Below are 26,487 nucleotides of genomic sequence, written 5' to 3' on the forward strand. Positions count from 1 at the left end.
GCCTAGCCGATATCCTGCTTGGCGACCGAGACCGATTTCAGAATAGCGTAGCAGGATTGCCCGATTTTCAGGTCCAGCGCGTTGGCAGATCGGCGCGTGATCCTGCACAATAGCAGGTCAGAGCCCACCCTGAGCTGCACGAGAACGCCCGGACCCTCCCCACGCCGGATCATTTCGATCCGGGCCGTGAGACAGTTGAGCGCGGAAATCCCACTGGGACGGTCGATCGCCAACATAACATCCTTGGCCTCGATCCGGACCCGCAACTCTGTGCCCACCGGGTCACGTTGGCGCGGCAACATCAGTGTTCCGCCACTGAACGTCAGCGCACTGACACCATCGTCGAAATGATCCGTCAGCACGCCTGAGATCAAGGCACCCGCATCGCGGATCCCGAGCACAGGCGCGATGTCTGGATCCGCGAGAACCTCTTCCGCGCGCCCCACGCGCAGGACGCGCCCCCTGTCCAAGGCGACAACGGTTGTAGCAATCCGCGCAATCTCGGGCACGGAATGGCTGACATAGAGGATCGGAACGCCGACCTCGCTACAAAGCCTCTGAATATAGGGTAGGATTTCGGCTTTCCGGGACATGTCCAGAGCCGCCAGAGGTTCATCCATCAGGAGCATATCGGGCTCCGACAGAAGCGCACGGCCGATGGCCACGCGCTGCTTTTCGCCTCCGGACAGATCCGTCGGTCGACGCGGCAAAAGCCCAGAGAGCCCCAACAGGTCCACAACGGAGTCAAGAGACGCTCCGCTCATCTGGGTTCCGCGCCGTTTCTGACCATAGAGAAGGTTTTGGCGCACGGTGAGATGCGGAAACAGCCGCCCTTCCTGAAACACATAGCCCAGACGCCGCGCATGAGGTGGCACCCAGACACCCTGCCCCCGATCCACAAGAACCCGACCGGCGACACGCACCGACCCGGCATCCGGGCGCAAAAGGCCCGCCACCGCATTGACGACGGTTGTCTTGCCGGAGCCGGATTTGCCAAACAGCGCTGTGACCCCCGGCGGCGCTTCGAACTGCACATCGAGCGCAAAGGATCCGGCCCGATGCTGGACGGCGACAGACAGGGTCATGCGCCTGAAATCCGCCGAGCGACTGCGCGCGAAACCATCTCGGACAGCAGCAGCGCGCCCATGGCCAGCACAACCGAGACCAGCACGAGCCGAAAGGCCGTTTCTTCGCCCCCGGGCACCTGCAGAAACGCATAGATCGCCGAGGGCACCGTCTGGGTCTCGCCCGGGATATTAGACACAAAGGTGATCGTCGCCCCAAACTCGCCCATCGCCTTGGCAAAGGCGAGGATCGCCCCCGTCAGAACACCCGGCAGGATCAGGGGAAGCGTGACGGTGACAAAGACGACCAGCGGCGAGGCCCCGAGCGTGCCTGCCGCCTGCTCCAGCCGGGGATCCACGGCTTCGATCGCGAGGCGGATCGCCCGAACCATCAACGGAAACGCCATGATCGCCGCGGCGAGGACAGCGCCGGTCCAGCGAAAAGCCAGCACGATCCCGAAGCTCGATTCGAGGAAAGCGCCCACTGGTCCGCGTCGCCCGAAGGTCAGCAACAGCAGGTAACCCGTAACCACGGGTGGCAGGATCAAAGGCAGATGCACGAGCCCGTTGAGGATCTGCCGTCCGGGAAAGCGCCAGCGCGCCAGCGCATAGGCCACGAGGATCCCCAGGGGCAGGCTGCACAGCGTAGCCCAGATCGAGACGCGCAGAGACAAGGCGACCGCGTCCCACGCATCCGGGCCCAGCCAGTCAGTCATCGGTCTCGAACCCGTGCCGCTCGAATACAAGACGCGCTGCATCACCCGCGAGAAAGGCGAAGAATCCGAGTGCGTGATCGAGGCTTTCGGCGTTCAAAGCAGCCGGATAGCGGATGGGCGGATGGCTCTCGCGCGGGAACTCCCCTGCAATCGTCACACGCGTCTCGGCCCGAGCATCACTGGCATAGACAATGCCAAAGGGGGCTTCGGCGGTGGCGACCAGCGCGAGCGCGGCCCGGGCATTGTCCGTTTGCGCGATGCGCGGCGCGACGTCCGGCCAAACACCCAGATTGGTCAAGGCCGCCTTGCCGTAGATGCCCACGGGCACCGCGTCGACAAGGGCCATGGCGAGACGATCCTCGCCCAGCGCCTCGGCCAAGGGAAAACCCGGCGCGGGGGTCAGGGAAACAGGCTCCGCCGCGATCAGGACCAGCCGATTGCCAACCAGCCCATGGCGGGTCTCGGGACGCAGGCGATCCCGCTCTTCGAGCCAATCCATCCAGGCCTCATTGGCCAGCAGGACAATATCCGCGGGCGCGCCCTGATCCACCTGCCGGGCGATGGTCGAACTGGCCGCGAAAGTCAGGGTCACCTTTTCACCCGTGCGTTCGGTCCAAGCCGCAGCAATTTCCTCGAGGGCATTCTTGAGGCTCGCGGCGGCAAAGACCGAGACATCCGCCTCCACGCGCAGGGGCAGCGCCATCGCCATGACCAGAAACGCCAGAGCCCGCAGTCTAGTCATCCTGCGTCTCCTTGCGCAGGGCGGTTATGGCCGCGATCTGGGCGGCACCCGCCTCCTGCGCTGCGGTCTCGAGGGCGCGGAACGCGGCGAGCACCTGCTGGCCGGCCTCGGTCAGCTGCGCGCCGCCGCCCTTCGCCCCGCCCCGGGCACTGGCCACAAGGGGTTCGGCGAAGCTTTCATTCATCTGCTCCACCAGTGCCCAGGCGCGCGTGTAGCTCATCTTCATCTCGCGCCCGGCGGCCGAGATCGACCCGGTCCTTCCGATCGTCTCAAGCAGGTCAGCCTTGCCCGGCCCAAGACGCGAGCCTTCTTCGAATTGCAGGCGGATGCGGAGACGGGGGGCGGCAACCATCGGGGGGACTCGCTGACACTGGATCAGGGGGACCGTACTCGCGTTATTGTTCTCCGGCAATAACGAACCTGTGGCGGCCTCATAACGTTACAGAATATCATACAGCTAATCCAATCTGTAACGTTTTTATTGCGCGACCTTCGACGCTGCCTTATCCTACCCCATGAGGGGGAGAGGACCGGTCATGACCGAAGCCTATGTTTTTGACGGTGTGCGCACGCCGATTGGCCGCTTTGGCGGCGCGCTGTCACCTGTGCGCGCGGATGATCTGGCCGCGATCCCGATCCGGGCGCTTCTTACCCGCCACCCGAAGCTCGACCCGAGGGCCACCGACGAGATCGTGCTTGGTTGCGCAAACCAAGCCGGGGAGGACAACCGCAATGTGGCGCGGATGGCGGGCCTGCTGGCCGGACTGGGCGAGACCGTACCGGGGATCACGGTCAACCGGCTTTGCGCCAGCGGCCTCGACGCGGTGGCCCAGGTCGCACGCGCGATCCGGCTTGGCGAGGCGACGCAGGTGGTCGCGGGCGGCGTGGAATCGATGACGCGCGCGCCCTTCGTGATGGCCAAGGCCACCCGGCCCTTCGACCGGCAGGCCGAGATCCATGACACGACCATCGGCTGGCGTTTCGTGAACCCGGCCATGGCGGCGGCATTTGGCACCGAGTCCATGCCCCAGACCGCCGATAACGTAGCCGAGGATCATGGCATCGCCCGCGCGGATCAGGATGCCTATGCGTTCCGCAGCCAGACCCGCTGCGCCAAGGCCATGGAGAACGGTCACTTCGCCGAAGAGATCACCCCGGTCGAGATCTCCACGCGCAAGGGCACGACCCGGATCGACAGGGATGAGCATCCGCGCGCCGAGACAACACTGGACGCGCTCGCCCGGCTCAAAGGGATCAACGGACCGGAACGGAGCGTGACCGCAGGCAATGCCGCCGGGGTGAATGACGGCGCGGCGGCGCTCCTGCTTGGGGGCGAGGTGCTGAGCCGCCATCACACGCCCCTCGCGCGCATCGTCGCCACGGCCAGTGCCGGGGTTGCGCCCCGCATCATGGGGCTCGGTCCCGTGCCCGCGACGCGCAAGGTGCTTGAGATCGCGGGATTGTCCCTCGACCAGATGGATGTGATCGAGTTGAACGAGGCTTTCGCGGCTCAGGTGCTCGCCTGCCTGCGCACGCTCGGCCTGCCGGATGATGCGGGCCATGTGAACCCCAATGGCGGCGCGATCGCCCTCGGCCATCCGCTGGGCATGTCCGGCGCGCGGCTGGTGCTGACGGCAGTGCGCGAGTTGCACCGCAGGCAGGGGCGCTATGCCCTGTGCACCATGTGCGTCGGGGTCGGGCAAGGCGTGGCAATGATTTTGGAAAGGGTCTGACCGATGTATGCACAGATGATCAAATCCACCGGACGCGGCGTGAAGTCCCACGAGGAGATGACCCCGCAGGAGCGCGCCTTTCAGGCCCGGATCGACGCGGGCGAGACCATCGAGCCCAAGGACTGGATGCCCGAGGGCTATCGCAAGACCCTGATCCGGCAGATCGGGCAACACGCCCATTCCGAGATCGTCGGCCAGCTGCCCGAGGGCAACTGGATCACCCGCGCCCCCACGCTGGAACGCAAGGCGATCCTGCTGGCCAAGGTGCAGGATGAAGCGGGCCACGGGCTCTACCTCTATTGTGCGGCCGAGACCCTCGGGGTCAGCCGGGATGAGCTGTTCGAAGCGCTCCACGAGGGGCGGATGAAATACTCGTCGATCTTCAATTACCCGACCCTGACTTGGGCGGATATGGGGGCGGTAGGCTGGCTCGTCGACGGGGCCGCGATCATGAACCAGGTCCCGTTGCAGCGCACCTCTTACGGGCCCTATGCCCGGGCCATGGTGCGGATCTGCAAGGAGGAATCCTTCCACCAGCGGCAAGGGTTCGACATCATGCGCAAGATGGCCGAGGGCACGCCCGCCCAGCGCGCCATGGCCCAAGATGCGCTCGACCGGTTCTGGTATCCGTCGCTGATGATGTTCGGCCCGTCCGACAAGGACAGCGTACATTCCGCGCAATCCATGGCCTGGCGGATCAAGATGAACACCAATGACGAGCTGCGCCAGAAGTTCGTCGACCAGACCGTGCCACAGGCGGAGTATCTCGGCCTGACCGTGCCGGACCCGGATCTGCGCTGGAATGACGAGACCGGGCAGTATGACTTTTCCGAGCCCGACTGGGACGAGTTTTTCGAGGTGCTCAAGGGCAACGGGCCCTGCAATACCGAACGGCTGCAGGCGCGGCGGGATGCGTGGGATGACGGTGCCTGGGTGCGCGACGCCCTGAGCGCCCATGCCGCGAAATGCGCAACCCGGGTGGCGGCGGAATGAGCGGTGAATGGCCCCTCTGGGAGGTGTTCATCCGTGGGCAGCATGGGATGGGTCATCGCCATGTGGGCAGCCTGCACGCGCCGGATGCCGAGCGCGCGATCCTGAATGCGCGCGACGTCTATACCCGCCGCAACGAAGGCGTCAGCATCTGGGTGGTCGAGGCCCGGCATATCGCCGCCTCCAGCCCGTCGGACAAGGGTCCGCTCTTTGATCCGGCCGAGGACAAGGTCTATCGCCACCCGACCTTCTTCGACATTCCCGACGATGTGGGGCCGATGTGAGCGCGGTCCTGTTCGAATACCTCTGTCGTCTTGGGGACAATGCGCTGCTGCTGGGTCACCGGGTCTCGGAATGGTGCGGTCATGCGCCTGTGCTCGAAGAAGATATCGCGCTGGCCAATACCGCGCTGGATCTCATCGGGCAGGCGCAGATGTGGCTGGGCCTCGCCGCCGAGGTTGAGGGGGCCGGGCGCAGTGCCGATGATCTGGCCTATTTCCGCGATGAACGCGGGTTTCGGAATCTGTTGCTGCTGGAACAGCCGAACCGGGATTTCGGCCATACGATCCTGCGGCAATTCCTGTTTGACGCCTATCAAGAGCCGCTTTTGGCCGCCCTGTCCCAGAGCAGCGATGCCAGGATCGCCGGGATCGCGGCCAAAGTGGCGAAGGAAAGCGCCTATCATCTGGAACGGTCCCGGGGTCTTGTGATCGCATTGGGCGACGGGACCGAGGAAAGCCATCGCCGCATGCAGGCCGCGCTGGATCGGCTCTGGCCCTATGCGGGCGAGGCGCTGACATCGGATGCGGTCGAGACCGAAATCGCCGAGGCCGGGCTGGGCCCCGCGCCAGATAGCCTGCGCCCGGCATGGGAAGAGACGGTTCGCGCGACACTGACCGAGGCGACCCTCCGCATTCCCGAGAGCGATTTTGCCCAGACCGGCGGCAAGACCGGCGCGCGGCATACGGAGCATCTGGGTCCGATGCTGGCGGTGATGCAGATCCTGCCGCGCAGCCATCCCGATGCGGTGTGGTGACATGCGCCCCCCGGTCGCGCAGATCTGGTCCTGGCTTGAGAAGGTTCCGGACCCCGAAATCCCCGCCATCTCGGTCGTGGATCTGGGCGTCATCCGCGATGTCCGGTGGGAGGCCGAGACCCTGTCCGTCACCGTGACCCCGACCTATTCCGGCTGCCCGGCCACGCGTGTCATCGCGCAGGATATCGAGACGGCCCTGACCGCGCGCGGCATTGAGGCGCTGCGGATCGAAACACGCATCGCCCCGCCCTGGACCACCGACTGGATCAGCGCGGCCGGGCGCGCCAAGCTCACGGCCTTCGGCATCGCGCCGCCCAGCCCGAGCGGCGGCCCTGCCGCCTGCCCCCGTTGCGCGGGGACGGATCTCGAACGGGTCAGCCAGTTCGGCTCCACGCCCTGCAAGGCCCAATGGCGCTGCCGCAGCTGCCTTGAGCCTTTCGATTATTTCAAATGCCTCTGAGGATGTGACCATGGCCGCGCCGCGCTTTCACACTGCCACCGTCACCCGGATCGACCGCACGACACGGGACGCGGTGGCCGTGACCCTGCGCCCGGACACGCCCGAGGCGTTTGCCTTCAAGGCCGGGCAATACCTGACCTTTCGACGGCAGATCGGCGAGGTGGAGCTGCGCCGGTCCTACTCGATCTGCGCGCCCGAGGGGGACGGGGCCTTGCGCGTCGGGATCAAGCATGTGCCCGGTGGCGCGTTTTCCGGCTGGGCCAATACGGAGCTGCGCGTGGGTGACAGCCTGCAGGTGATGCCGCCCATGGGGCAGTTCACCCTGCCCGAGACGGCGGGCAGACATCTGCTTTTTGTGGCGGGCGGATCCGGGATCACACCGATCCTGTCGCTGATCGGGACACTGCTCCGGCAGGATGGAGCGGCGCAGGCGACGCTGATCTATGCCAATCGCAGCCCGGCCTCGATCATGTTCCGGGACGCGCTGGAGGACCTCAAGAACCTCTATCTCGACCGGCTGACGGTGATCCATGTGCTCGAAAGCGGGCAGGACATTCCGCTCTTCTCCGGGCGTCTCGATGCCGAGAAATGCGCCGCGCTCTTCACCCGGTGGATCGCGCTGGATCAGGTTGATGCGAGCTATATCTGCGGCCCCGGCCCGATGCGGGAGGCGGTCGCCTCCGCGCTCGCCGCCCATGGCCAGCCCGAAGATCGCATTCGGTTCGAGCTTTTTGCCGCCGATCAGCCGGGCAAACTCGCCCCCGCGCCCCGCCATGTGGCGCCGGATGCGCCGGGCATCGCGACACAGATCACCGTGGGGGGTATTCGTCAGGATCTTATCGTCGCGCAGGATCAGAGCTTGCTCGAGGCCGCGCGGGCGGCGGATATCGACGCGCCCTTTGCCTGCACCGCCGGGGTCTGTTCGACCTGTCGCGCACGGGTGCTGCGCGGCGAGGTCGAGATGCGGGCGAACCACGCGCTTGAGGACGATCAGGTGCGCGACGGCTATATCCTCACCTGCCAGAGCTATCCGGTCTCGGGCCCGCTCGAGATCGATTATGACGCCTGATCGCCTTGCTTAGAGCCTGTTTCGCGCGCTCATCCCGGATCGGACCGTCGGTCGATCACCCGCACGGCCTTGCCTTCGGACCGCGCCACGCTGCCCGGATCGCCCACGGCGACCTCGACGCTGACGCCGACCGTTTCACGGACCCGGCGCACCAGCGCCTCGCGCGCGGCACCCCGGCGTGCGTCATCGGCAGCACTCGGAAGGGCCTCCACATGGACCCGCATGGCGTCGAGCCGCCCATCCGTGAACCGCTCGATCTGGAAATGGGGCGCAAGGCCATCCGTCGCCATCAACTGCTCTTCGATCTGGGTGGGAAAGACATTCACCCCGCGCAGGATCATCATGTCATCCGAGCGCCCCGTGATCTTTTCCATCCGCCGCATGGACCGCGCAGTCCCCGGCAAGAGCCGCGTCAGGTCCCGCGTCCGGTAGCGCACCATGGGCAGACCTTCCTTGGTGAGCGTCGTAAAGACCAGCTCCCCCATCTCGCCATCTGGCAGGACCGCACCCGTCGCCGGGTCGATGATTTCGGGATAGAAGTGGTCCTCCCAGACATGGAGACCATCCTTGGTCTCGACGCATTCATTGGCGACCCCGGGCCCGAGGATCTCGCTGAGCCCGTAGATATCCACCGCATGCATATCGAACGCCGCCTCGACCTCGGCGCGCATGGCGTTGGTCCAGGGTTCGGCGCCGAACACCCCGACCTTGAGCGAGCTGTCCTGCGGGTCGAGGCCCTGCCGGTGAAACTCTTCAAGGATGTTGAGGATGTAGGAGGGCGTGACCATGATCGCATCCGGCGCAAAATCCGTGATCAGCGTCACCTGGCGCTGGGTCATGCCGCCCGAGACCGGCACCACGGTCGCGCCCAGCCGCTCGATCCCCACATGAGCGCCAAGCCCGCCCGTGAACAGGCCATAGCCATAGGCATTATGCACCATATCCCCCTTGCGCACCCCCGCCGCGCGCAAAGAGCGGGCCACCATATTGGCGAAGAGGTCGCAATCCCCCGCCGTGTAGCCGACCACCGTCGGCTTGCCCGTCGTCCCCGACGAGGCATGGATCCGCAGGATTTCGGACCGGGGCACGGCAAACATGCCGAACGGATAGTTCGCCCGCAGGTCATCCTTGCCGGTGAAGGGAAAGCGCGACAGATCCGAGAGCTGCTGCATCTGATCGGGATGCACCCCGGCCGCATCGAACCGCGCGCGGTACATGGGCACATTGGTATAGGCGTGGTTCAGGGACCATTTCAGCCGGTCCAGTTGCAATGCTGCGATCTCGTCGCGCGAGGCCCGCTCGATCGGTTCGAGCTCCTCGGGCCGTGCCCCCAAGTCTTCCATATGCGCCCCTCCCGTGGCTGGACGAAAGGTGCACCGAAGCGGATCGCAGATCAATGCGGATGCAACGAATGACGCACACAGAAACCACGGACCTGATCGCGACGCTTTGCCAGACAGGCGACCTGAAGGTCTGGTCCCTGCTGGTGACCCTTTTTGGTGACGCCGCCATGGCAGACGGGGCGGTCCTGTCGGGACCTCAGATCTCGGAAATCCTCGGACGGCTGCAGATCAGGCCCGAGGCCCAGCGCGTGGCACTACACCGGCTGCGCAAGGATGGCTGGATCACGGCCACCCGGCGGGGACGGATCGGGCTTTACGGGTTGAGCACTCGGGGCCGGGCCGAGACAGCCGCCGTCGCCGACCGGGTCTATGCCCCGTCCATCCCCGACGCCCCTGCACGCTACGTGATCGTGACACGAGACGGGACCGAGGCCCCAAAACAGGCTCTTTTACTGGGTGCGGGCCGATATCTCGGCCCTGTGCCCGGTGGTGCGGACACCCTCTCAGCCCCCCTGCCCGGGCCATTGCCGCCCTGGGTCGCGGCCTCGGCGGTGCCGGAACCGCTCGGCACAGATCTGGCATGGCTTCGGGATGCTCTGGACCACGGCCCAACCCGCCCCGAAGACCCCATGACCGCCACGGCCCAGCGCCTTGTGATCCTGCACCATTGGCGGCGTCTTGCCCTGCGGCTTGCGCCCGAGGCAGAGGCGCTTTTGGGTCCCGATTGGGTCGGCGCGGCTTGCCGGGCGCGTGTGGCCGCGCATCTCGCTGCCCTGCCCCGTCTCAGCCCGACGGCCCCCGCGCCCTAACCGGGTCCGGATCAATTTACTTGGACGGAGGATGGGACTAGCCTCATCCTTGCCGCGTTCACGGAGGAGAGGATGCGCACTCAGGTCGCCATCATTGGCGGGGGACCGTCCGGGCTCCTGCTGTCGCAGCTTCTGCACACGCGCGGGATCGACTCCGTCGTGCTCGAACGGCAAACAAAGGCCTATGTCCTGCAACGGATCCGGGCCGGCGTGCTGGAACAGGGGCTGCTCGATCTGATGACCGAGGCGGGCGTGGGCGAGCGGGTCTATCGCGAGGGCTTTGCCCATGACGGGACGCTGCTCTCCTATGGCGACGAGATGTTCCGCATTGATTTCACCGAGCACACGGACAAGCCGGTGATGGTCTATGGCCAGACCGAGGTGACCCGCGACCTCTATAAGGCGCGCGAGGCGACGGACGGACGGCTGGTTTTTCAGGTCTCGGATGTGGAGATCGTCGGAGCCGACACGGACAGCCCCGAGGTGCAGTACACGGTGGATGGCGCACGCCAGACGCTGGCTTGTGACTATGTGGCGGGCTGCGACGGGTTCCACGGGGTGAGCCGCAAGACCATCCCCGAAACCCTTCGCAAGGATTATGAAAAGGTCTATCCGTTCGGGTGGCTCGGGGTCCTCTCGCGCACACCGCCGGTCCATCACGAACTGATCTATGCCAATTCCGAGCGGGGATTTGCGCTGTGTTCCATGCGGAACGAGGCGCTCAGCCGCTACTACATCCAGTGCCGTCTCGATGACCGCCCCGAAGACTGGAGCGATCAGGCCTTCTGGGACGAATTGCGGCGGCGGATCCCCGGCGAGCAGGCCGCGCGGCTCGTGACCGGCCCCTCTATCGAGAAGTCCATCGCGCCCCTGCGCAGCTTCGTGACCGAACCCATGCGCTGGGGGCGGCTGTTTCTCTGCGGGGATGCGGCGCATATCGTGCCGCCCACCGGGGCCAAGGGGTTGAACACGGCCGCCTCGGATGTGCATTACCTCTATACCGGGTTGCGCCAAATCTATGAGGAGAGCGATGCCGAGGGCCTCGACCGCTATTCCGAACGCGCCCTCGCCCGGGTCTGGAAGACCGAGCGCTTCAGCTGGTGGTTCAGCACGCTGATGCATCGCTTCCCAGATCAGACGGAGTTCGAATACAAGATCCAGCTGGCCGAGATCGAGTTCCTGCGCACCAACAAGGCCGCCCAAGCCGCGATGGCGCAGAACTATGTCGGATTGCCCTATTGAGAGACGGTTTTCATGAGCACAGACACCCCCAACACACGCTATGACGCGGGCATGGCCGTCCGGCGCGAAGTTCTGGGCGACGTCCATGTGGACCGCGCCGAGGCCGCGCGCAGCGACCTCGACACGCCGTTCCAGACCCTGATCACCGAGGGTGCCTGGGGTACGGTCTGGGCCAGCGATGCGATCACCCGGCGCGAGCGGTCGATGCTGACCCTCGCCCTGCTCGCGGCCACCGGGAATTTCGCCGAGATCCCAATGCATGTCCGCGCCTGCGCCAATACCGGGGCCAGCCAGTCGGACGTGATGGAGGCGTTCCAGCATGTGGCCATCTATGCCGGCGTGCCCAAGGCCAACCACGCGATCAAGCTTGCCAAGGCGACCTTCGCCGAGATGGAGGGCGAGGCATGACCGAGGCGCCACCCTCGGGGGGCTATTTTCGCCGTAACCGGGACTGGCACCCGGCCCCGCTGAGCCCGGCCTACAAGACCACCGTGAAGCGGGCGCCGAGCTTTGCCCCGCTCTCCTTCCCCACGAGCCTCGGCGAAGAGACCGGACCGGTTTTTGGCCATGACATCCTCGGGCCGCGGGACAATGACCTGATCCACAATTTCAGCAAGGATGGCAGCGCGGCCATCGGGCCCCGGATCGTCGTTCATGGGCGCGTGCTGGATGAGACCGGGCGCGGGGTGCCGGATGCGCTGATCGAGATCTGGCAGGCCAATGCAGGCGGGCGCTATCGTCACAAGAAAGAGAGCTACCTCGCACCGCTCGATCCGAATTTCGGCGGGTGCGGGCGGGTGATCTCGGGCCCGGATGGACATTACGAGTTTCGCACGGTGATGCCCGGCCCCTATCCCTGGCCCAACACGGCCAATGACTGGCGTCCGGCCCATATCCATCTGTCGGTGTTTGGCCCGGCCTTCGCCCAGCGCCTCGTGACCCAGATGTATTTCGAGGGCGATCCCCTGATCTGGCGCTGCCCGATTGTCGGCGCGATCTCGTCGCCCGAGGCGGTCAAAAGCCTGATTGCCCCACTGGACATGGCCCGTAACATCCCCATGGATGCGCGCGCCTACAAGTTCGATATCGTACTGCGCGGGCGCCGTCAGACCATGTTCGAAAACCGACCCGAGGGGATGTGACCATGACCCAACCCCTGCACGATCTCAAAGAGACCCCCTCTCAGACTGCCGGACCCTATGTCCATATCGGCTGCGTTCCGAACCGGTCGGGGATCGCCGGTGTTTATCCCGAGGATCTCGGCGCGCGTCTGATCACAGGACCGGTGGAGGGCCAACAGATCACCCTGACCGGGGTGGTCCATGATGGCGCGGGGGCACTGCTCAAGGATGCATTGCTCGAGATCTGGCAAGCGGATGCAGCGGGTCGTTTTGCGGCAGGGGACCCGCGCGGTCCGGGGGATCCGCATTTCACCGGCTGGGGGCGCAGTGCCAGTGATGGCGCAACCGGCGCCTACCTCTTTGAGACGGTGAAGCCCGGGCGCGTGCCCTTCCACGACGGCAGCTTGCAGGCGCCCCATATCACCCTCTGGATCGTGGCGCGCGGCATCAATCTGGGCCTCCAAACCCGGATCTATTTCGCCGATGAGGCCGAGGCCAATGGCGAGGACCCGGTCCTGACCCGGATCGAGCATCAGAGCCGGATCCCCACCCTGCTCGCCACGCCCGAGGGCCCGGACCGCTACCGGTTCGATGTGCATCTGCAGGGCCCCCAAGAGACGATCTTTTTTGACTTCTGAGGATGGAGCCATGAGCACCAAACCCTGCATCATCTGCGTTGCGATCACCGGTTCCGTTGCCACCAAGGCGGCGAACCCGGCCGTGCCGATCACGGTCGCCGAACAGGTCGAGAGCACCCACGAAGCCTTTGAGGCGGGCGCGAGCATCGCCCATTGCCATGTGCGCAACCCCGATGAGAGCCCCTCGAGCGACCCTGAGAAATTCGCGCGCCTGCAGGAGGGTCTGCTCAAGCATTGCCCGGGCATGATCATCCAGTTTTCCACCGGCGGGCGATCCGGGGCCGGGCAGGATCGGGGCGGGATGCTGCCCCTGCGCCCGGACATGGCCTCGCTCACCGTCGGGTCGAACAACTTCCCCAAGCGCGTGTACGAGAATCCGCCCGTTCTGGTGGATTGGCTCGCCAGCGAGATGGTCACCCATGGCGTGATCCCCGAGATCGAGGCGTTCGATCTCAGCCATATCCATCAGGCCGCCGCGATGCATCGGGACGGGCGGCTGCCGGCGCGGCCCTATATTCAGTTCGTCATGGGCGTGAAGAATGCGATGCCCGTGGATCGCGAGAGCTTCGAGTTCTATGTGAAAACGGTCGAGCGGCTGCTGCCCGGGGCGGAATGGTGCGGCGCGGCCATCGGGGCCAATCAGATCGTGATGAATGAATGGTGCGTGGCCGGCGGCGGGCATGCGCGCACGGGCCTCGAGGACAACGTCCGGCTGGACCGTGAGACGCTGGCGCCATCGAATGCGGCACTGGTCCGGCGGGTCGTCGCGCTTTGCGATCAGTATGAGCGCCCGGTGGCGCGCCCGGATCAGGCGCGCGAGATCCTCGGCCTCCGCCCTGCAGCCGTCGCGGCCTAGGCCGTTGGCGTGCCGAGCCGCTCGATCCCGTTTAGCAGGTCCCGCGCATGGAGGAGCGCGGCCCCGGTTGTCTCGCACATCTGGGGCAGGATCATCCATTCCAGCGACCAGGCCGCCCCGGACCGTTCCTGCTCATGCACCATGGCGTGGTGCAGTCCACTGATCTGAGTGGCGTTGAACCGCGAGAGCGTTACGAGGATCTCGGCGGCAACCGGGTTCTGCTTGTGCGGCATGGCGGAGCTGGCACCACCACCGCTGAGCTGCACCTCATCCAGACCCTGTTGCGCCATGAGCGCGAGGTCCTGCCCCATCTTGCCGAGGCTGCCGCTCACCAGCGCGAGCCAGTTGCCATAGGCCACCACGCCATCCCGCGTCGCATGCCAGACGGGACCGGGGGGTTGCAGGCCCAACGCCTTGGCCATGTCGGCAGCAACCGCATCATCCTCCGGTGCCCGGACGCCAACCGGCCCTCCGAACTGCAGATGTTCGACCCCGGCGCGGATCTCGGGCAGGCGGGTGCGCACGCGTTCGAGGGGCGCGGTCCAGCTTGCCAGCCGATCCGCCACGGTCATGGGCAGGGCCGCCTGCATCCGGGTCCGTCCCATCAGAGGTGCCGTCCCATGTTGATTTGTGAGCGTTGCGAGCTGCGCCAGAAGGTTCGAGAGTCGCGCGTCCAACAGGTCACTGACACCGCGCAGGGACAGGGCAAGGCTCGTATCCATCACATCCTGGCTCGTCGCGCCCTGATGTAAGGCGTCGGCATCCGCGCCCATCTCGGCCCGGAGCGCGGCCACGAAGGCCGGGACGGGAACCCCGTCCCGGCGGACCCGCGCTGCAAGACCCTCCGGATCAAGGCGCACCGTTTCCATAAGCGCGACCGCGCGCTCTGCGTTTCGCAGAGCGCGCCACCGACCCTGCGCCCGGGTGAGCGCGCATTCAAAGGCCATGAACTGCGCCAGCATTGTCTCGGCAGAGAAGAGCGCCGCCACCTCGGGATCCGCAAACAGCCCGTCAAACAGCCTGTTCTGCCCCCCCGCCGCCATCAGATCAGAAACTCTGACAAAAGCGCGTCCTCGGTGATGTCCCGAAACGGGAAGCCCGCCGCATCGAGCCTGGCAAAGAGCTGCTCGAAGGCACGGGCATCCTTGGTCTCGATCCCGATCAGAACCGAACCAAAATTCCGCGCGGATTTCTTGAGATACTCGAACCGCGCGATGTCATCCTCGGGGCCGAGAAAGCCCAGAAACTCTTTCAGGGCGCCCGGACGCTGCGGCAACCGCAGGATGAAGTACTTCTTGAGACCCGCAAAGCGCAGGCTGCGTTCCTTCACCTCGGGCAACCGCTCGAAATCGAAATTGCCGCCGGACGTCACGCAGACCACCCGCTTGCCCCTGATCTCGGAGCGCAGCGGCTCCAACACGTCCACGGCCAGCGCCCCGGCGGGCTCCAGCACGATCCCTTCGACATTCAGCATCTCGAGCATCGTATGACAGATCCGGTCCTCCGGCGCCGAGAGCACGTGATCCCGCGGCACATCGCGCAGGATCTCGAAGGGGCGCGCCCCGATCCGCGCCACAGCGGCCCCATCCACGAAGTTATCGACCCGGGCGAGGGTCTGTGGCGCGCCTGCCTCCAGCGCGGCAGCGAGGCTTGTGGCCCCCGACGGCTCCACCAGGCGCAGGTCGACCGCAACCCCCGACGCGTCGAAATACCCCTTCATCCCTGAAGAGAGACCGCCCCCACCCACAGGCAGAATCACCATGTCGGGCGGGCTGTCCAATTGGTCCAGCAGCTCGACCGCGACGGTCGATTGCCCCTCCATCACATCCGCATCGTCAAAGGGCGACAGAAAGGTCGCGCCCGCCTCACCGCAATAGGCCTGTGCCGCAGCCAGCGTATCGTCGAAATAGTCCCCAACGAGCTGGATATCGATGGCCGCGCCACCGAAGATCCGCGTCTTGTCGATCTTTTGCAGCGGGGTCGTCACCGGCATGAACACCACCCCATGCACCGCGAAATGCTGACAGGCATAGGCAACGCCCTGGGCATGATTGCCCGCACTGGCACAGGCAAACTGGGTCTGCCCCTCGGCGACACGCTTCGAGATCGCGTTGAACGCCCCGCGGATCTTGTAGGACCGGACCGGCGAGAGATCCTCGCGCTTCAGCCAGATCTCGGCTCCGAACCGCTCGGACAGATGCGCGTTCCGCTGCAGCGGCGTGGCAGGGAAAAGCGGTCGCATGGCGCGCTCTGCCCTATGGGCATTATCGGCAAACTCGGTCATGGGCCGACAGTTTCAGCATCCTGCAGCGGGTGCAAGGCGGGGTCCGCTTGCCCTGCCGCGCAAAAGTCGATAACCGCACGGGCGAAGTAGCCCAAGGAGACTCCCGCCCATGTCCGCGCCAAAGAAAGTCGTTCTCGCCTATTCCGGTGGTTTGGACACGTCGATCATCCTGAAATGGCTGCAGACCGAGTATAACTGCGAGGTCGTGACCTTCACCGCCGATCTCGGTCAGGGCGAAGAGCTGGAGCCCGCCCGGGCCAAGGCCGAGATGATGGGCGCGAGCGCGATCTATATCGAGGATCTGCGCGAGGAATTCGTTCGCGACTTCGTCTTCCCGATGTTCCGGGCCAATGCGGTCTATGAGGGGCTCTACCTGCTGGGCACCTCGATCGCGCGGCCGCTGATCTCGAAGCGGCTGGTCGAGATTGCCGAGGCCGAGGGCGCGGATGCCGTGGCCCATGGCGCGACCGGCAAGGGCAACGACCAGGTCCGGTTCGAACTGGCCGCCTATGCCCTGAACCCCGACATCAAGGTCATCGCCCCCTGGCGCGAGTGGGACCTGTCGAGCCGCACCAAGCTGGTCGATTTCGCAGAGAAGAACCAGATCCCGATCGCCAAGGACAAGCGCGGCGAGGCGCCGTTCTCGGTGGATGCGAACCTGCTGCACACCTCGTCCGAGGGCAAGGTCCTCGAAGATCCGGCAGAAGACGCACCCGATTACGTCTATCAGCGCACCGTCTCTCCCGAGGACGCGCCGAACGAGCCGGAATATGTCGAGATCGGGTTCGAGAAGGGCGATGCGGTCTCGATCAATGGCAAGGCCATGTCCCCAGCGACCGTTCTGACCAAGCTCAACGAGCTTGGCGGCAAGCACGGGATCGGGCGTCTCGACCTTGTGGAGGGCCGGTTTGTCGGCATGAAATCCCGCGGCATCTACGAGACGCCGGGCGGTACCATCCTGCTGGAGGCCCATCGCGGGATCGAGCAGATCACGCTGGATCGGGGCGCGGCGCATCTCAAGGATGAGCTGATGCCGCGCTATGCGGAGCTGATCTATAACGGCTTCTGGTTCTCGCCCGAGCGCGAGATGCTGCAGGCCCTGATCGACCAGAGCCAGGAACATGTGACCGGCACCGTGCGGCTGAAGCTTTACAAGGGTCTCGCGCGCACCGTAGGCCGCTGGTCCGAGCACAGCCTCTATTCCGAGGCCCATGTCACCTTCGAGGATGACGCCGGGGCCTATGACCAGAAGGACGCGGCGGGTTTCATCCAACTGAACGCCCTGCGCCTGAAGCTGCTGGCAGCCCGGAACAAGCGCCTGAAGTAATATCGTCGCGGTCCGTCCCAGCGCCTTTGTTTTGCCAGTTTGCCCGGCTTAGGCTTGCGGGCGACACAAGCAGAGGCAGCCATGGGCGAACGCGTTGAATTCAATGGCACCACGAAAGAGTGGTTCGGGATCTGGATGGTCAATCTGGTCCTGACCATTCTGACGGTCGGGATCTATTCCGCCTGGGCCAAGGTGCGGACCAAGCAATACTTCTATCGCAACACCAAGATCGCCGGGCGGAGCTTCGACTACCACGCCACGGGCAAGCAGATCCTGATCGGGCGGATCATCGTGGTGATCGGGCTGATCGCCTATTCGGTGCTCGCAACGATCCCCATTCTGGCAATCGTTCTGCCCCTGCTATTCGTAGGGGTCTTTCCCTACCTGCTCTACCGGTCGCTCCGGTTCAACGCCCGGGTGTCGAGCTGGTCCGGCGTGCGCTTCAACTTCACCGGGACCTATGGCGGGGCGTTCAAAGCCTATCTGCTGGTGCCCTTCCTGACCGTGTTCACGCTCTATCTTGCCTGGCCCTTTGCCGAGCGCGCCCAGCGCCGCTACACCACAAACGGCCATGTGCTGGGCCGGAGCCCCTTGAGCTTCGACGCCCCGATTGGACCCTTTTACAAGGCCTTTGGCCTCTCGATCCTGTGGTTTCTGCTCGTGGTATTCTGTGGACTTGGGGTGATATTGGCCCTTTCGATCGGCCAATCGGGCATCACCGGTATGGATTTCAACGATCCGCAAGACACGGCGGAGCTGTTCGGAGGGACCGTGTTTTTGCTGGCCCTTTTCTTCCTGTTCTTCGCCTTCGTGACCTCGGTCACCCTCTTTCAGGCCTTCATTCGAAACATCGTGTACAACAATACGCTGCTGGATGGACGCCACAGCTTTGTCTCGACGGTCTCGCCCATGGCCATTTTGTGGATCGTCGCCACGAACGGTGTCGCGGTGATCTTCTCCTTCGGGCTGCTCCTGCCTTGGGCCCAGATCCGACTGACCAGCTACTTTGCCGCCCATACGGAATTCGTGCCGGACGGGTCGCTGGATGGCTTCATCTCCCATTTCGAGGCGGAGAAGAGCTCCATCGGCGATGCCTTTACCGATATCGAGGGCATCGATTTCGACATCAACTTGTGAGCCTCCGATGACCGACATACGCGCCAAGGGGATGGCCACATCCGGCGGCAGCTCGATGCAGAGCGCGGCCGAGCTCCGGGTTCAGGGCGGACATGCCCGGCTCTTTGGGGCCGAGGGCGGGTTGATGGCCGAGGACGCGCTGGGTGATGTGACCATCGAACCGCGGCTCGGCGCGCTGCCCCGCAAATTGCGGTTTCAAAACGGCGCGGAGTTCGAAAGCGAAGATTTCGACGCCATCGCCACGCTGGACCCACCCGGGTTCTGGTCACGCCTGCACGGGTTCGAACGATTTCACCCGCGCCTGATCCTCTTCGTGATCGGCGGATTGCTCGGTGGCTGGCTGGTGTACACAGTCGCGCTGACGGTTCTGGTCAATGTGGCGGTCGTGCTGACCCCTGCGCCCCTGATCCATGCCATGGACCGCAGCACGCTCGCGGCCATGGATGCCACGATCGGGCGACCAACCCAGCTGAGCGCGGGCCAGCAGGCAGGTGCGCGCGAGATTTTCGAAGATCTGCGCGCAGTGGTGCCGGACCACGCGATTGCCGAAGAGCTGACTTTGGAGTTCCGTGCCCTGCCCGGCCTCGGGCCCAACGCGCTCGCCCTGCCGGGCGGCACGGTGGTGCTGACCGATGCGCTGACGAACCAGTTCGACGATGATGTGATTGCTGCCGTGCTTGGCCATGAAATGGCCCATGTGATGGAGAAACACGCGCTCAAGCGGCTCTATCGCTCCCTCGGGATCTACGTGATGGTCGCGCTGATCGCCGGGGAAACGGGTCCGCTGCTCGAGGATGTGCTGCTCGAGGGGAATGTCCTGCTCTCGCTCTCCTTCTCGCGCGAGCAGGAAACCGAGGCCGATCAGGTCGGCCTGCGGCTGGCGGATGCGGCGGGGTATGATCCCGCGGGCCTCAAGGAGTTCTTCGAAGCCCTCGCCGCCGAGGTTGGTGATGGCGGTGGCTGGCTTTCGACCCATCCCGGCAACCGAGACCGGATCGACGATATCGACGCCTATCTGGATGCGCGCTAGCCGTCAGGAAAGCTTTCTAGCGGCCAGCTCCTCATAGATCTCCAGCGCCTCGGGCAGGAGCGGGGACTCCGTCTCGGGCAGCGGCCCTTCGGGACCGGCAAACCCGGTGGACCGGTGCACCGCCCCGTACCAATGCCGGGCCCAGACCCCGTCCTCGGGGCGGCCCCCGGCAGGCCAGGACAGCATCGCCGGATCGTAAGACAGACCAATCTCGGCACATATCCGCTGCAGCATGCCCGCAGGATCCGCGCGGATATCGGCGCTGTCCACGACGACTCCGCCGATCTTGTCAAAAAGCGCGCTCTGCTGGGGGAACCCGATATCCTCCAGCGTCATCTCCGCCCGTTTCGCCCCGTAGCTCGCAATCACCCGGGCCGGATGGCGGATCAGATGTACGTTCACGCACGCCTCGGCCCAATCCACCGGCACGCCCGGGACCATATGGTGGGGCATATGCTTCATGTAGAGATGAGGCACCCCCTCGGGGATGGGCGCCAAGCAGGATGCGGCGATCACCTGCGGGTCGGTTTCATGGGCGGCGATGATCTCTTCGGCCATGGGGTGATCCTGACCGGTCAGGGCGAGATAGGCGCCGTAGAACGGTTCGTCGCGCACGGCACAATCAGCCCGCGCGCCGAAACTGTACATCATCGCTGTCGACAGGTTGCGTGGCCCGCTCCACATGGCGATCCGCATCACGCAGCCCCCCCCGTGACACGCTCACCAATCGCGGCGGCCGCGAGTCCTGCTGCAAGGCGGCATCTGAAAATGTTGAGATCTGTAACCATTCGCCCGTGATTTCCCCTGTTTTCCGCCGAAGTTAGACCCGGATTGAAACATAGCCAAGCTTTGCCTCACCACTGCGTGACCTCACGGGCCGGTGACTTGAGCCTGTGCGACAGCTCGCGGCAAAATACCCCCATCGCAAGGAGGCCTTTATGACCCATCCCTCGTTCCCCTTCCCGAATTTCGCCCGGTTCAAGCCGGTGCTTCTGGCCGTGGCGATCGTGCTCGGCATCGCCGCGGAATGCCAGCAGGCCCATGCGGGCGGCACCGAGAAGATCGTCGTGGCGGGCGGCTGTTTCTGGTGCGTCGAGAAAGACTTCGAACAAGTGCCCGGCGTGATCGAGGCGGTCTCCGGCTACGCGGGCGGCACGGTCGACAACCCGAGCTACAAGCAGGTGACGCGCGGCGGAACCGGCCATCTGGAAGTGGTCGAAATCGAGTATGACCCGCGCAAGGTCTCCACGCGCGAGATCCTCGACAAGTTCCTGCGCAGCATCGATCCGCTGGATGCGGGCGGGCAGTTCTGCGACCGGGGGCACAGCTATACAACGGCGATCTTCGCCACCTCGGCCCAACGTGCCGATGCCGAAGCCGCCGTGGCGCAGGCCGAGGCCGATCTCGGCCGCAAGATTGTCACCCCGATCCGCGAGGCCGCGACCTTCTTCGAGGCGGAGGACTACCACCAGGATTACTACAAATCGCAAACCCGCGTCCTCACCCGGTTCGGACCCAAGACCAAGGCCGAAGCCTATAAGCGGTACCGCAAGGGCTGCGGACGCGATGCCCGGGTCAAGGCGATCTGGGGCGACGCCGCTCCCTTTACCGGAAGCTGAGTACGCATCACCCATCTCCATCGCAAAAGGCCCCGGAAGGGGCCTTTTTCATGTCGCGCGCTGAGGCGGTGGCGTCACCGGCCGCAAAACCGATGCAGCTGATGCGCGTCCGCGCGGTCCGCAGGGACCGCGCCCCCTAGCCCACCTTACAGGCCGCCAGAACTGCCATGTTCAGAATGTCATTGGCCGTCGATGTCGCCGAGCAGAGCTGGATCGGCTTGCCCACACCGGACAGGATCGGCCCGATCACCGTCGCATCGCCGAGCTGCTGCATCAGCTTGACCGAAATCGAGGCCGAGTGCCGCGCCGGCACCACCAACACATTCGCAGGCCCCGTGAGGCGGCAGAATGGATATTGCTCCATGATGTCCGGGTCGAGCGCCACATCCACGGTCATCTCGCCATCATACTCGAAATCGGCACCGCGCTCGTCGAGAACACGGGGCGCTTCGTGCATCTTGGTGGCCCGCTCCGAGACCGGATAGCCAAAGGTTGAGAAGCTGACAAAGGCCACACGAGGTTCAAGTCCCAGAGACCGCGCCGTCCCGGCCGCACGCGTCGCGATATCCGCCAGATCCGTCTGGCTCGGCCATTCATGGACCAGCGTATCCGCGATCAGCACGATGCGCCCCTTCACCAGAAGCGCCGTCACACCGACCGCGCCATCCTCGGCGGTGGCGTCGAACACCGTGTTGATCAGCCCCAGAACATGGGCCGATTTCCGGGTCGCCCCGGTCACAAGCCCATCCCCATGCCCATGCGCCAGCATCAGCGACGAGAAAACATGCCGGTCCCGCGCCGCCAGACGGTGCACATCGGACCGATCGTAGCCCTTGCGTTGCAGCCGGGTGTAGAGCAGCTCCTTGTAGCTGTCCAAATGCCGGGTGTTCCGCGCATTCACGATCTCCAGCTCACGGTAAGCATCGCCGATCCCGGCGGCCTCCAGCCGTTCGCGCACGTCATCCTCGCGGCCCACGACCAGCGCTTTGCCAAGGCCGGACCGTTGGTAGGTCACCGCAGCCCGCAGAACGCGGATATCGTCGCCCTCGGCAAAGATCATGCGCGCCTGTGTGCCCTTGGCCCGGGCAAACATGCCCTGCAGCATCGAGGCTGTCGGGTCCATCCGCGCGCGCAGTGATTGCTCGTAGCCCGCCATGTCCACGATGGGTTTGCGCGCCACACCCGTATCCATCCCGGCACGCGCCACGGCGGGCGGCACCGTATGAATCAGGCGCGGATCGAACGGCGTCGGAATGATATAATCCCGGCCAAAGCTCAGCTTGCGGCCATAGGCCAGGGCGACCTCATCGGGCACATCCTCCCGGGCAAGCTCGGCCAGAGCCTGGGCACAGGCGATCTTCATCTCGTCATTGATGGCCCGCGCCCGGATATCCAGTGCGCCGCGGAACAGATACGGAAAGCCGAGCACGTTATTCACCTGGTTCGGGTAATCCGAACGTCCGGTGGCGACGATGGCGTCGGGGCGAATGGCGTGGGCCTCTTCCGGGGTGATTTCCGGATCCGGGTTCGCCATGGCAAAGATCACCGGATCATCGGCCATGGATTGAAGCATCTCTGCCGTCACCGCACCCTTGACCGACACACCGAGGAACACATCGGCCCCCTTCATCGCCTCGGTCAACGTGCGCAGATCCGTCCGCGCCGCATGGGCCGATTTCCACTGGTTCATACCCTCGGTGCGACCCTGATAGATCACGCCCTTGGTGTCGCAGACGATGCAATTGTCATGCTTGGCGCCCATCGCCTTCACAAGCTCGATACAGGCGATCCCCGCCGCGCCCGCCCCGTTCAGAACGATGCGGCAGTCTTCGATCTTCTTGCCAGTGATGTGCAGCGCGTTCAGCAGCCCCGCCGCCGTGATCACCGCCGTGCCGTGTTGGTCATCATGGAAGACCGGGATGTCCATCTCTTTCTTGAGGCGCTGCTCGATGATGAAGCATTCGGGCGCCTTGATATCCTCGAGATTGATCCCGCCAAAGGTCGGCCCCATCAGCTTGACCGCCTGAATGATCGCGTCGGGATCCTCGGTGTCGAGCTCGATATCGATGGAGTTCACATCCGCGAACCGTTTGAAAAGGACCGACTTCCCCTCCATCACCGGCTTGGAGGCCAGCGCGCCCAGATTACCGAGCCCCAGCACAGCCGAGCCATTCGAGACCACCGCCACAAGGTTGCCCTTGGTCGTATAGTCATAGGCCGTCTCGGGGTTTTCGGCGATCGCTTCGCAGGGCACGGCGACGCCGGGCGAATAGGCGAGGCTCAGATCGCGCTGCGTGCTCATGGGGGTCGAGGCATTGACCGTCAGCTTGCCCGGGGTCGGCTCCAGATGGTAGGCGAGCGCGTCCTCGCGGGTGATCTTGTTGTTGCCGGCCATGGTCTCTCCTCCTCAACGGTCCGACTGGTGTAACGAGGTTGGCGGGGTGCCTCAACACCTTGCACGCACGGGCGATTGCGACTTTCGCACCGGCGCGCAGAGGCATACTCTGCGCGCGGGCAAGGGGGATGCAGGTGGCCAGCACAACCGTGACGCCGATGATGGCGCAATACCTGGAGATCAAGGCAGATCACGCGGATGCGCTGCTGTTCTACCGGATGGGTGATTTCTACGAGATGTTCTTTGACGACGCCGTCGAAGCGGCGGCGGCGCTCGACATCGCGCTGACCAAACGCGGCAAGCATAATGGCGACGACATCCCCATGTGCGGCGTCCCCGTGCATGCCGCCGAGGGCTATCTGCTCACCTTGATCCGCAAGGGGTTTCGGGTCGCCGTCTGCGAACAGATCGAGGATCCGGCCGAGGCCAAGAAGCGTGGCTCGAAATCGGTGGTCAAACGGGCGGTGCAGCGGCTGGTCACGCCGGGCACCCTGACCGAGGCCAGCCTGCTTGAGGCGCGACGCAACAACTTCCTCGCGGCCTTCGCGGTCGTGCGGGACGAAGCGGCGCTGGCCTGGGTCGATATTTCGACCGGCGAGTTCCGCGTCATGGCCTGCCCCCCGGCGCGGCTGCCGCTGGAACTGGCGCGTCTTACCCCGCGCGAGGTGCTGCTGACCGAGCAGAGCGACCTGCGCGCGCTCGTCGAAGAGCATCAGGCAGCCGCGACCGAAATCTCCCGCGCGAGCTTTGACAGCACCGGCGCCGTCGGGCGGCTTTGCCGGCTCTATGGTGTGGCGGATCTCGATGCGTTCGGCAGTTTCGAGCGCGCGGATCTCTCGGCCATGGGGGCGATTGTCGGCTATCTGGAACTCACGCAGAAAGGCAAGCTGCCCCTGCTGCGCAAGCCGGTGAAGGAACGCGCCCAGCGCAGCCTTCAGATCGACGCCGCGACCCGGCGCAATCTCGAGCTGACCCAATCCCTCTCCGGAGGGCGGGATGGCGCGCTTCTGTCGGTGATCGACCGGACCGCCACGGCCCAGGGCGCGCGGCTGCTGGCGCGGCGACTGGCGAGCCCGTCGGCGGATCTCAACGTGATCCGCGACCGGCTGGACGGGGTGCGGCACGGGCTTGAGGCGCCTGACCTTCTGGACATAGTGCGCAGCGCGCTGGCACAGGTCCCGGATATGGATCGCGCTCTGTCGCGTCTGGCCCTTGAACGGGGCGGTCCCCGGGACCTCGCCGCCATTCGCAACGGGCTGGCTCAAGCCGAGGCTTTGGCCGAAGCGCTGCCCGAGGACGGGCTTCCCCCGCTCTGGGCCCAATCAAAGAGCCGCTTTTTCGGCCATGACGCCCTGCGCGATCTGCTGGAAGAAGCGCTCATTGCCGAACCTCCATTGCTGGCACGGGATGGTGGGTTCGTCGCCTCCGGGTTCGAGCCGGAACTTGATGAGGCCCGCCAGCTACGCGACGAGGGGCGCGGCGTGATTGCGGGGATGCAGGCGGACTATGCCGAGGTCACCGGGGTCAGCTCCCTGAAGGTGAAGCACAACAATGTGCTGGGCTATTTCATCGAAACCACCGCGACCCATGCGGACAAGATGCTGTCCCCGCCCCTGTCCGAGCGGTTCATCCACCGTCAGACGACCGCGAACGCGGTGCGCTTTACAACGGTGGAGCTCTCGGAGCTTGAGACGCGGATCCTGAATGCCGGGGGCCGGGCGCTGGCTCTCGAAAAGGCCGTGTTCGAACGGCTCCGCGCGGCGATCCTGGATCAGGCAGCGGTTCTGTCCGATTGCGCCCGCGCGCTCGCCGAGCTCGACGTGATGACGGCCATGGCCGTGCTCGCCCGCGACGAAGACTGGTGCGCCCCGCAGGTGGATGACAGCCGCCGGTTCGACATCACCGGCGGGCGCCATCCGGTGGTCGAGGCCGCTTTGCGCGCCACCGGCAGCCCGTTTGTGCGCAATGACTGCGACCTGAGTGCGGATGACGCCGCGATCTGGCTGCTGACCGGGCCAAACATGGCGGGTAAGTCGACCTTCCTTCGGCAAAACGCATTGATCGCGATCCTCGCCCAGATGGGCAGCTACGTCCCCGCCGAGGCCGCACATATCGGGCTCGTCACGCAGGTTTTTAGCCGGGTGGGCGCGTCGGATGATCTGGCCCGGGGCCGCTCGACCTTCATGGTCGAGATGGTCGAAACGGCGGCGATCCTGAACCAAGCCGGGGATCGGGCGCTGGTCATCCTCGACGAGATCGGCCGCGGCACCGCGACCTATGACGGGCTGTCAATCGCCTGGGCCACGATGGAGCATCTGCACAGCGTCAACCGCTGTCGGGCCCTGTTTGCCACCCATTACCACGAAATGACCGGCCTCGCGACGCAGCTGCCCGGTGTCGAGAACGCGACAGTTTCGGTCAAGGAATGGGAGGGCGACGTGATCTTCCTCCACGAGGTGCGGCGCGGGGCTGCGGATCGCTCCTACGGGGTTCAGGTGGCCAAACTCGCCGGCCTGCCGGAGAGCGTGGTGGCCCGGGCCCGCGTGGTGCTGGACACGCTGGAATCCGGTGAGCGGGAGGGCGGCAATCCGGCGAAAGCCTTGCTGGAGGATCTGCCGCTTTTTGCGAGCGCGCCGCCCCCGACCCCGGTTGCCCCGGCCTCGCATCCCGTGGAAGACCGTCTTGCCAAGATCTCTCCCGATGCGCTCAGCCCGCGCGAGGCGCTCGACCTGATCTATGAATTGAAGGCACTCTCAGAAGACGAGGCGACATAGAATCCTTGTGAAGAGCCTGTTTTCGGCCCCTCATCGCGAGCTCCGAGCATGAAAAAGCCCCCACCGGCCCGAACCGGCGGGGGCTTTTCAATCTGTGACGCG

The 26,487-nt window shown here is 65.2% G+C and carries 26 protein-coding genes; 17 read left to right on the plus strand and 9 right to left on the minus strand.

The features are described 5' to 3' along the window. Window positions 1–2: 2 nt before the first annotated feature. The 4 genes from modC to ACP150_RS08240 are packed head-to-tail and all read right to left on the minus strand — an operon-like array spanning window position 3 to window position 2,874. Complete coding sequence (gene modC / locus ACP150_RS08225; protein WP_424966104.1) at window positions 3–1,085, minus strand: molybdenum ABC transporter ATP-binding protein; 1,083 nt, start codon at window positions 1,083–1,085, stop codon at window positions 3–5. Beyond that, window positions 1,082–1,780: a molybdate ABC transporter permease subunit gene (gene modB / locus ACP150_RS08230; RefSeq protein WP_424966105.1), complete on the minus strand. Its 699-nt coding sequence runs from the start codon at window positions 1,778–1,780 to the stop codon at window positions 1,082–1,084. Before modB ends, modC begins: the two co-directional genes overlap by 4 nt. Then, entirely contained in the window at window positions 1,773–2,522 is a 750-nt protein-coding gene (gene modA, locus ACP150_RS08235) for a molybdate ABC transporter substrate-binding protein (protein ID WP_424966106.1), read from the minus strand. Before modA ends, modB begins: the two co-directional genes overlap by 8 nt. Further along, window positions 2,515–2,874, minus strand: a complete 360-nt coding sequence (locus tag ACP150_RS08240) for a winged helix-turn-helix domain-containing protein (RefSeq protein WP_424966107.1) — start codon at window positions 2,872–2,874, stop codon at window positions 2,515–2,517. Before ACP150_RS08240 ends, modA begins: the two co-directional genes overlap by 8 nt. Before the next feature lie 184 nt (window positions 2,875–3,058). Here ACP150_RS08240 and pcaF point away from each other — a divergent pair, with 184 nt between their 5' ends. From pcaF to ACP150_RS08270, 6 genes are read left to right on the plus strand one after another with little or no spacing between them, the layout of a single operon-like run. After that, window positions 3,059–4,255, plus strand: coding sequence for a 3-oxoadipyl-CoA thiolase (gene pcaF, locus ACP150_RS08245; RefSeq protein ID WP_424966108.1), 1,197 nt, complete (start codon window positions 3,059–3,061; stop codon window positions 4,253–4,255). A 3-nt stretch (window positions 4,256–4,258) separates the two neighbouring features. Beyond that, a complete protein-coding gene (gene paaA / locus ACP150_RS08250; protein WP_424966109.1) occupies window positions 4,259–5,248 on the plus strand; it encodes a 1,2-phenylacetyl-CoA epoxidase subunit PaaA in 990 nt (329 codons plus the stop codon). Further along, window positions 5,245–5,529, plus strand: coding sequence for a 1,2-phenylacetyl-CoA epoxidase subunit PaaB (paaB, locus tag ACP150_RS08255; protein ID WP_424966110.1), 285 nt, complete (start codon window positions 5,245–5,247; stop codon window positions 5,527–5,529). Before paaA ends, paaB begins: the two co-directional genes overlap by 4 nt. Beyond that, the gene (gene paaC, locus ACP150_RS08260; protein WP_424966111.1) at window positions 5,526–6,281 is read left to right on the plus strand and encodes a 1,2-phenylacetyl-CoA epoxidase subunit PaaC; all 756 of its coding nucleotides are present in this window, start codon (window positions 5,526–5,528) and stop codon (window positions 6,279–6,281) included. Before paaB ends, paaC begins: the two co-directional genes overlap by 4 nt. Window position 6,282: 1 nt before the next feature. After that, window positions 6,283–6,741: a 1,2-phenylacetyl-CoA epoxidase subunit PaaD gene (gene paaD, locus ACP150_RS08265; RefSeq protein ID WP_424966112.1), complete on the plus strand. Its 459-nt coding sequence runs from the start codon at window positions 6,283–6,285 to the stop codon at window positions 6,739–6,741. Between the two features lie 10 nt (window positions 6,742–6,751). Beyond that, window positions 6,752–7,810, plus strand: a complete 1,059-nt coding sequence (locus tag ACP150_RS08270; RefSeq protein ID WP_424966565.1) for a 2Fe-2S iron-sulfur cluster-binding protein — start codon at window positions 6,752–6,754, stop codon at window positions 7,808–7,810. A 29-nt stretch (window positions 7,811–7,839) separates the two neighbouring features. Here the strand turns inward: ACP150_RS08270 and paaK are convergent, their stop codons facing one another. Continuing rightward, entirely contained in the window at window positions 7,840–9,153 is a 1,314-nt protein-coding gene (gene paaK / locus ACP150_RS08275) for a phenylacetate--CoA ligase PaaK (RefSeq protein WP_424966113.1), read from the minus strand. A gap of 68 nt (window positions 9,154–9,221) precedes the next feature. On the opposite strand from paaK, the gene ACP150_RS08280 reads away from it, so the two are divergent. The 6 genes from ACP150_RS08280 to ACP150_RS08305 all read left to right on the plus strand — a co-directional run bounded on the left by ACP150_RS08280 (window position 9,222) and on the right by ACP150_RS08305 (window position 13,819). Then, the gene (locus ACP150_RS08280) at window positions 9,222–9,962 is read left to right on the plus strand and encodes a hypothetical protein (protein ID WP_424966114.1); all 741 of its coding nucleotides are present in this window, start codon (window positions 9,222–9,224) and stop codon (window positions 9,960–9,962) included. 72 nt (window positions 9,963–10,034) lie between these two features. Next, window positions 10,035–11,204: a 4-hydroxybenzoate 3-monooxygenase gene (pobA, locus tag ACP150_RS08285; protein ID WP_424966115.1), complete on the plus strand. Its 1,170-nt coding sequence runs from the start codon at window positions 10,035–10,037 to the stop codon at window positions 11,202–11,204. Window positions 11,205–11,216: 12 nt separating this feature from the next. Beyond that, window positions 11,217–11,612: a 4-carboxymuconolactone decarboxylase gene (gene pcaC, locus ACP150_RS08290; protein WP_424966117.1), complete on the plus strand. Its 396-nt coding sequence runs from the start codon at window positions 11,217–11,219 to the stop codon at window positions 11,610–11,612. Further along, entirely contained in the window at window positions 11,609–12,346 is a 738-nt protein-coding gene (gene pcaH, locus ACP150_RS08295; RefSeq protein ID WP_424966118.1) for a protocatechuate 3,4-dioxygenase subunit beta, read from the plus strand. The genes pcaC and pcaH overlap by 4 nt, the downstream gene beginning before the upstream one ends. Window positions 12,347–12,348: 2 nt before the next feature. After that, window positions 12,349–12,963 (plus strand): protocatechuate 3,4-dioxygenase subunit alpha, encoded by a 615-nt coding sequence (gene pcaG, locus ACP150_RS08300; RefSeq protein ID WP_424966119.1) that lies wholly within the window; start codon window positions 12,349–12,351, stop codon window positions 12,961–12,963. 10 nt (window positions 12,964–12,973) lie between these two features. Continuing rightward, complete coding sequence (locus tag ACP150_RS08305) at window positions 12,974–13,819, plus strand: 3-keto-5-aminohexanoate cleavage protein (protein WP_424966120.1); 846 nt, start codon at window positions 12,974–12,976, stop codon at window positions 13,817–13,819. Here ACP150_RS08305 and ACP150_RS08310 read toward each other — a convergent pair. Continuing rightward, window positions 13,816–14,862, minus strand: a complete 1,047-nt coding sequence (locus ACP150_RS08310) for a 3-carboxy-cis,cis-muconate cycloisomerase (RefSeq protein WP_424966121.1) — start codon at window positions 14,860–14,862, stop codon at window positions 13,816–13,818. The genes ACP150_RS08305 and ACP150_RS08310 overlap by 4 nt on opposite strands. After that, window positions 14,862–16,103 (minus strand): threonine ammonia-lyase IlvA, encoded by a 1,242-nt coding sequence (gene ilvA / locus ACP150_RS08315; RefSeq protein WP_424966122.1) that lies wholly within the window; start codon window positions 16,101–16,103, stop codon window positions 14,862–14,864. The genes ACP150_RS08310 and ilvA overlap by 1 nt, the downstream gene beginning before the upstream one ends. 109 nt (window positions 16,104–16,212) lie before the next feature. On the opposite strand from ilvA, the gene ACP150_RS08320 reads away from it, so the two are divergent. From ACP150_RS08320 to ACP150_RS08330, 3 genes are all read left to right on the plus strand, one after another. Beyond that, window positions 16,213–17,430 carry an argininosuccinate synthase gene (locus ACP150_RS08320; protein WP_424966123.1) on the plus strand — a complete coding sequence of 406 codons (1,218 nt, stop codon included), beginning with the start codon at window positions 16,213–16,215 and terminating at the stop codon, window positions 17,428–17,430. 81 nt (window positions 17,431–17,511) lie between these two features. After that, a complete protein-coding gene (locus tag ACP150_RS08325; RefSeq protein WP_424966124.1) occupies window positions 17,512–18,567 on the plus strand; it encodes a YjgN family protein in 1,056 nt (351 codons plus the stop codon). Window positions 18,568–18,574: 7 nt separating this feature from the next. Then, window positions 18,575–19,597 carry a M48 family metallopeptidase gene (locus ACP150_RS08330; RefSeq protein WP_424966125.1) on the plus strand — a complete coding sequence of 341 codons (1,023 nt, stop codon included), beginning with the start codon at window positions 18,575–18,577 and terminating at the stop codon, window positions 19,595–19,597. Between the two features lie 3 nt (window positions 19,598–19,600). On the opposite strand, the gene ACP150_RS08335 is transcribed toward ACP150_RS08330, so the two are convergent. Continuing rightward, window positions 19,601–20,293, minus strand: a complete 693-nt coding sequence (locus tag ACP150_RS08335; RefSeq protein WP_424966566.1) for an HAD family hydrolase — start codon at window positions 20,291–20,293, stop codon at window positions 19,601–19,603. A 242-nt stretch (window positions 20,294–20,535) separates the two neighbouring features. On the opposite strand from ACP150_RS08335, the gene msrA reads away from it, so the two are divergent. Beyond that, window positions 20,536–21,216 carry a peptide-methionine (S)-S-oxide reductase MsrA gene (msrA, locus tag ACP150_RS08340; RefSeq protein WP_424966126.1) on the plus strand — a complete coding sequence of 227 codons (681 nt, stop codon included), beginning with the start codon at window positions 20,536–20,538 and terminating at the stop codon, window positions 21,214–21,216. 136 nt (window positions 21,217–21,352) lie between these two features. Here the strand turns inward: msrA and ACP150_RS08345 are convergent, their stop codons facing one another. Continuing rightward, entirely contained in the window at window positions 21,353–23,611 is a 2,259-nt protein-coding gene (locus tag ACP150_RS08345; RefSeq protein WP_424966127.1) for an NADP-dependent malic enzyme, read from the minus strand. Window positions 23,612–23,745: 134 nt separating this feature from the next. On the opposite strand from ACP150_RS08345, the gene mutS reads away from it, so the two are divergent. Then, entirely contained in the window at window positions 23,746–26,385 is a 2,640-nt protein-coding gene (mutS, locus tag ACP150_RS08350; protein WP_424966128.1) for a DNA mismatch repair protein MutS, read from the plus strand. Window positions 26,386–26,487 lie beyond the last annotated feature (102 nt).

The organism is Dinoroseobacter sp. S375 (assembly GCF_049800775.1).
Classification (GTDB): domain Bacteria; phylum Pseudomonadota; class Alphaproteobacteria; order Rhodobacterales; family Rhodobacteraceae; genus Dinoroseobacter.

What these genes read in the sequence shown, in the direction of transcription:
- modC (WP_424966104.1), bottom strand. Translation starts at nt 1,085, where the DNA reads ATGACCCTGTCTGTCGCCGTCCAGCATCGGGCCGGATCCTTTGCGCTC.
- modB (WP_424966105.1), bottom strand. Translation starts at nt 1,780, where the DNA reads ATGACTGACTGGCTGGGCCCGGATGCGTGGGACGCGGTCGCCTTGTCT.
- modA (WP_424966106.1), bottom strand. Translation starts at nt 2,522, where the DNA reads ATGACTAGACTGCGGGCTCTGGCGTTTCTGGTCATGGCGATGGCGCTG.
- ACP150_RS08240 (WP_424966107.1), bottom strand. Translation starts at nt 2,874, where the DNA reads ATGGTTGCCGCCCCCCGTCTCCGCATCCGCCTGCAATTCGAAGAAGGC.
- pcaF (WP_424966108.1), top strand. Translation starts at nt 3,059, where the DNA reads ATGACCGAAGCCTATGTTTTTGACGGTGTGCGCACGCCGATTGGCCGC.
- paaA (WP_424966109.1), top strand. Translation starts at nt 4,259, where the DNA reads ATGTATGCACAGATGATCAAATCCACCGGACGCGGCGTGAAGTCCCAC.
- paaB (WP_424966110.1), top strand. Translation starts at nt 5,245, where the DNA reads ATGAGCGGTGAATGGCCCCTCTGGGAGGTGTTCATCCGTGGGCAGCAT.
- paaD (WP_424966112.1), top strand. Translation starts at nt 6,283, where the DNA reads ATGCGCCCCCCGGTCGCGCAGATCTGGTCCTGGCTTGAGAAGGTTCCG.
- ACP150_RS08270 (WP_424966565.1), top strand. Translation starts at nt 6,752, where the DNA reads ATGGCCGCGCCGCGCTTTCACACTGCCACCGTCACCCGGATCGACCGC.
- paaK (WP_424966113.1), bottom strand. Translation starts at nt 9,153, where the DNA reads ATGGAAGACTTGGGGGCACGGCCCGAGGAGCTCGAACCGATCGAGCGG.
- ACP150_RS08280 (WP_424966114.1), top strand. Translation starts at nt 9,222, where the DNA reads ATGACGCACACAGAAACCACGGACCTGATCGCGACGCTTTGCCAGACA.
- pobA (WP_424966115.1), top strand. Translation starts at nt 10,035, where the DNA reads ATGCGCACTCAGGTCGCCATCATTGGCGGGGGACCGTCCGGGCTCCTG.
- pcaC (WP_424966117.1), top strand. Translation starts at nt 11,217, where the DNA reads ATGAGCACAGACACCCCCAACACACGCTATGACGCGGGCATGGCCGTC.
- pcaH (WP_424966118.1), top strand. Translation starts at nt 11,609, where the DNA reads ATGACCGAGGCGCCACCCTCGGGGGGCTATTTTCGCCGTAACCGGGAC.
- pcaG (WP_424966119.1), top strand. Translation starts at nt 12,349, where the DNA reads ATGACCCAACCCCTGCACGATCTCAAAGAGACCCCCTCTCAGACTGCC.
- ACP150_RS08305 (WP_424966120.1), top strand. Translation starts at nt 12,974, where the DNA reads ATGAGCACCAAACCCTGCATCATCTGCGTTGCGATCACCGGTTCCGTT.
- ACP150_RS08310 (WP_424966121.1), bottom strand. Translation starts at nt 14,862, where the DNA reads ATGGCGGCGGGGGGGCAGAACAGGCTGTTTGACGGGCTGTTTGCGGAT.
- ilvA (WP_424966122.1), bottom strand. Translation starts at nt 16,103, where the DNA reads ATGACCGAGTTTGCCGATAATGCCCATAGGGCAGAGCGCGCCATGCGA.
- ACP150_RS08320 (WP_424966123.1), top strand. Translation starts at nt 16,213, where the DNA reads ATGTCCGCGCCAAAGAAAGTCGTTCTCGCCTATTCCGGTGGTTTGGAC.
- ACP150_RS08325 (WP_424966124.1), top strand. Translation starts at nt 17,512, where the DNA reads ATGGGCGAACGCGTTGAATTCAATGGCACCACGAAAGAGTGGTTCGGG.
- ACP150_RS08330 (WP_424966125.1), top strand. Translation starts at nt 18,575, where the DNA reads ATGACCGACATACGCGCCAAGGGGATGGCCACATCCGGCGGCAGCTCG.
- ACP150_RS08335 (WP_424966566.1), bottom strand. Translation starts at nt 20,293, where the DNA reads ATGCGGATCGCCATGTGGAGCGGGCCACGCAACCTGTCGACAGCGATG.
- msrA (WP_424966126.1), top strand. Translation starts at nt 20,536, where the DNA reads ATGACCCATCCCTCGTTCCCCTTCCCGAATTTCGCCCGGTTCAAGCCG.
- ACP150_RS08345 (WP_424966127.1), bottom strand. Translation starts at nt 23,611, where the DNA reads ATGGCCGGCAACAACAAGATCACCCGCGAGGACGCGCTCGCCTACCAT.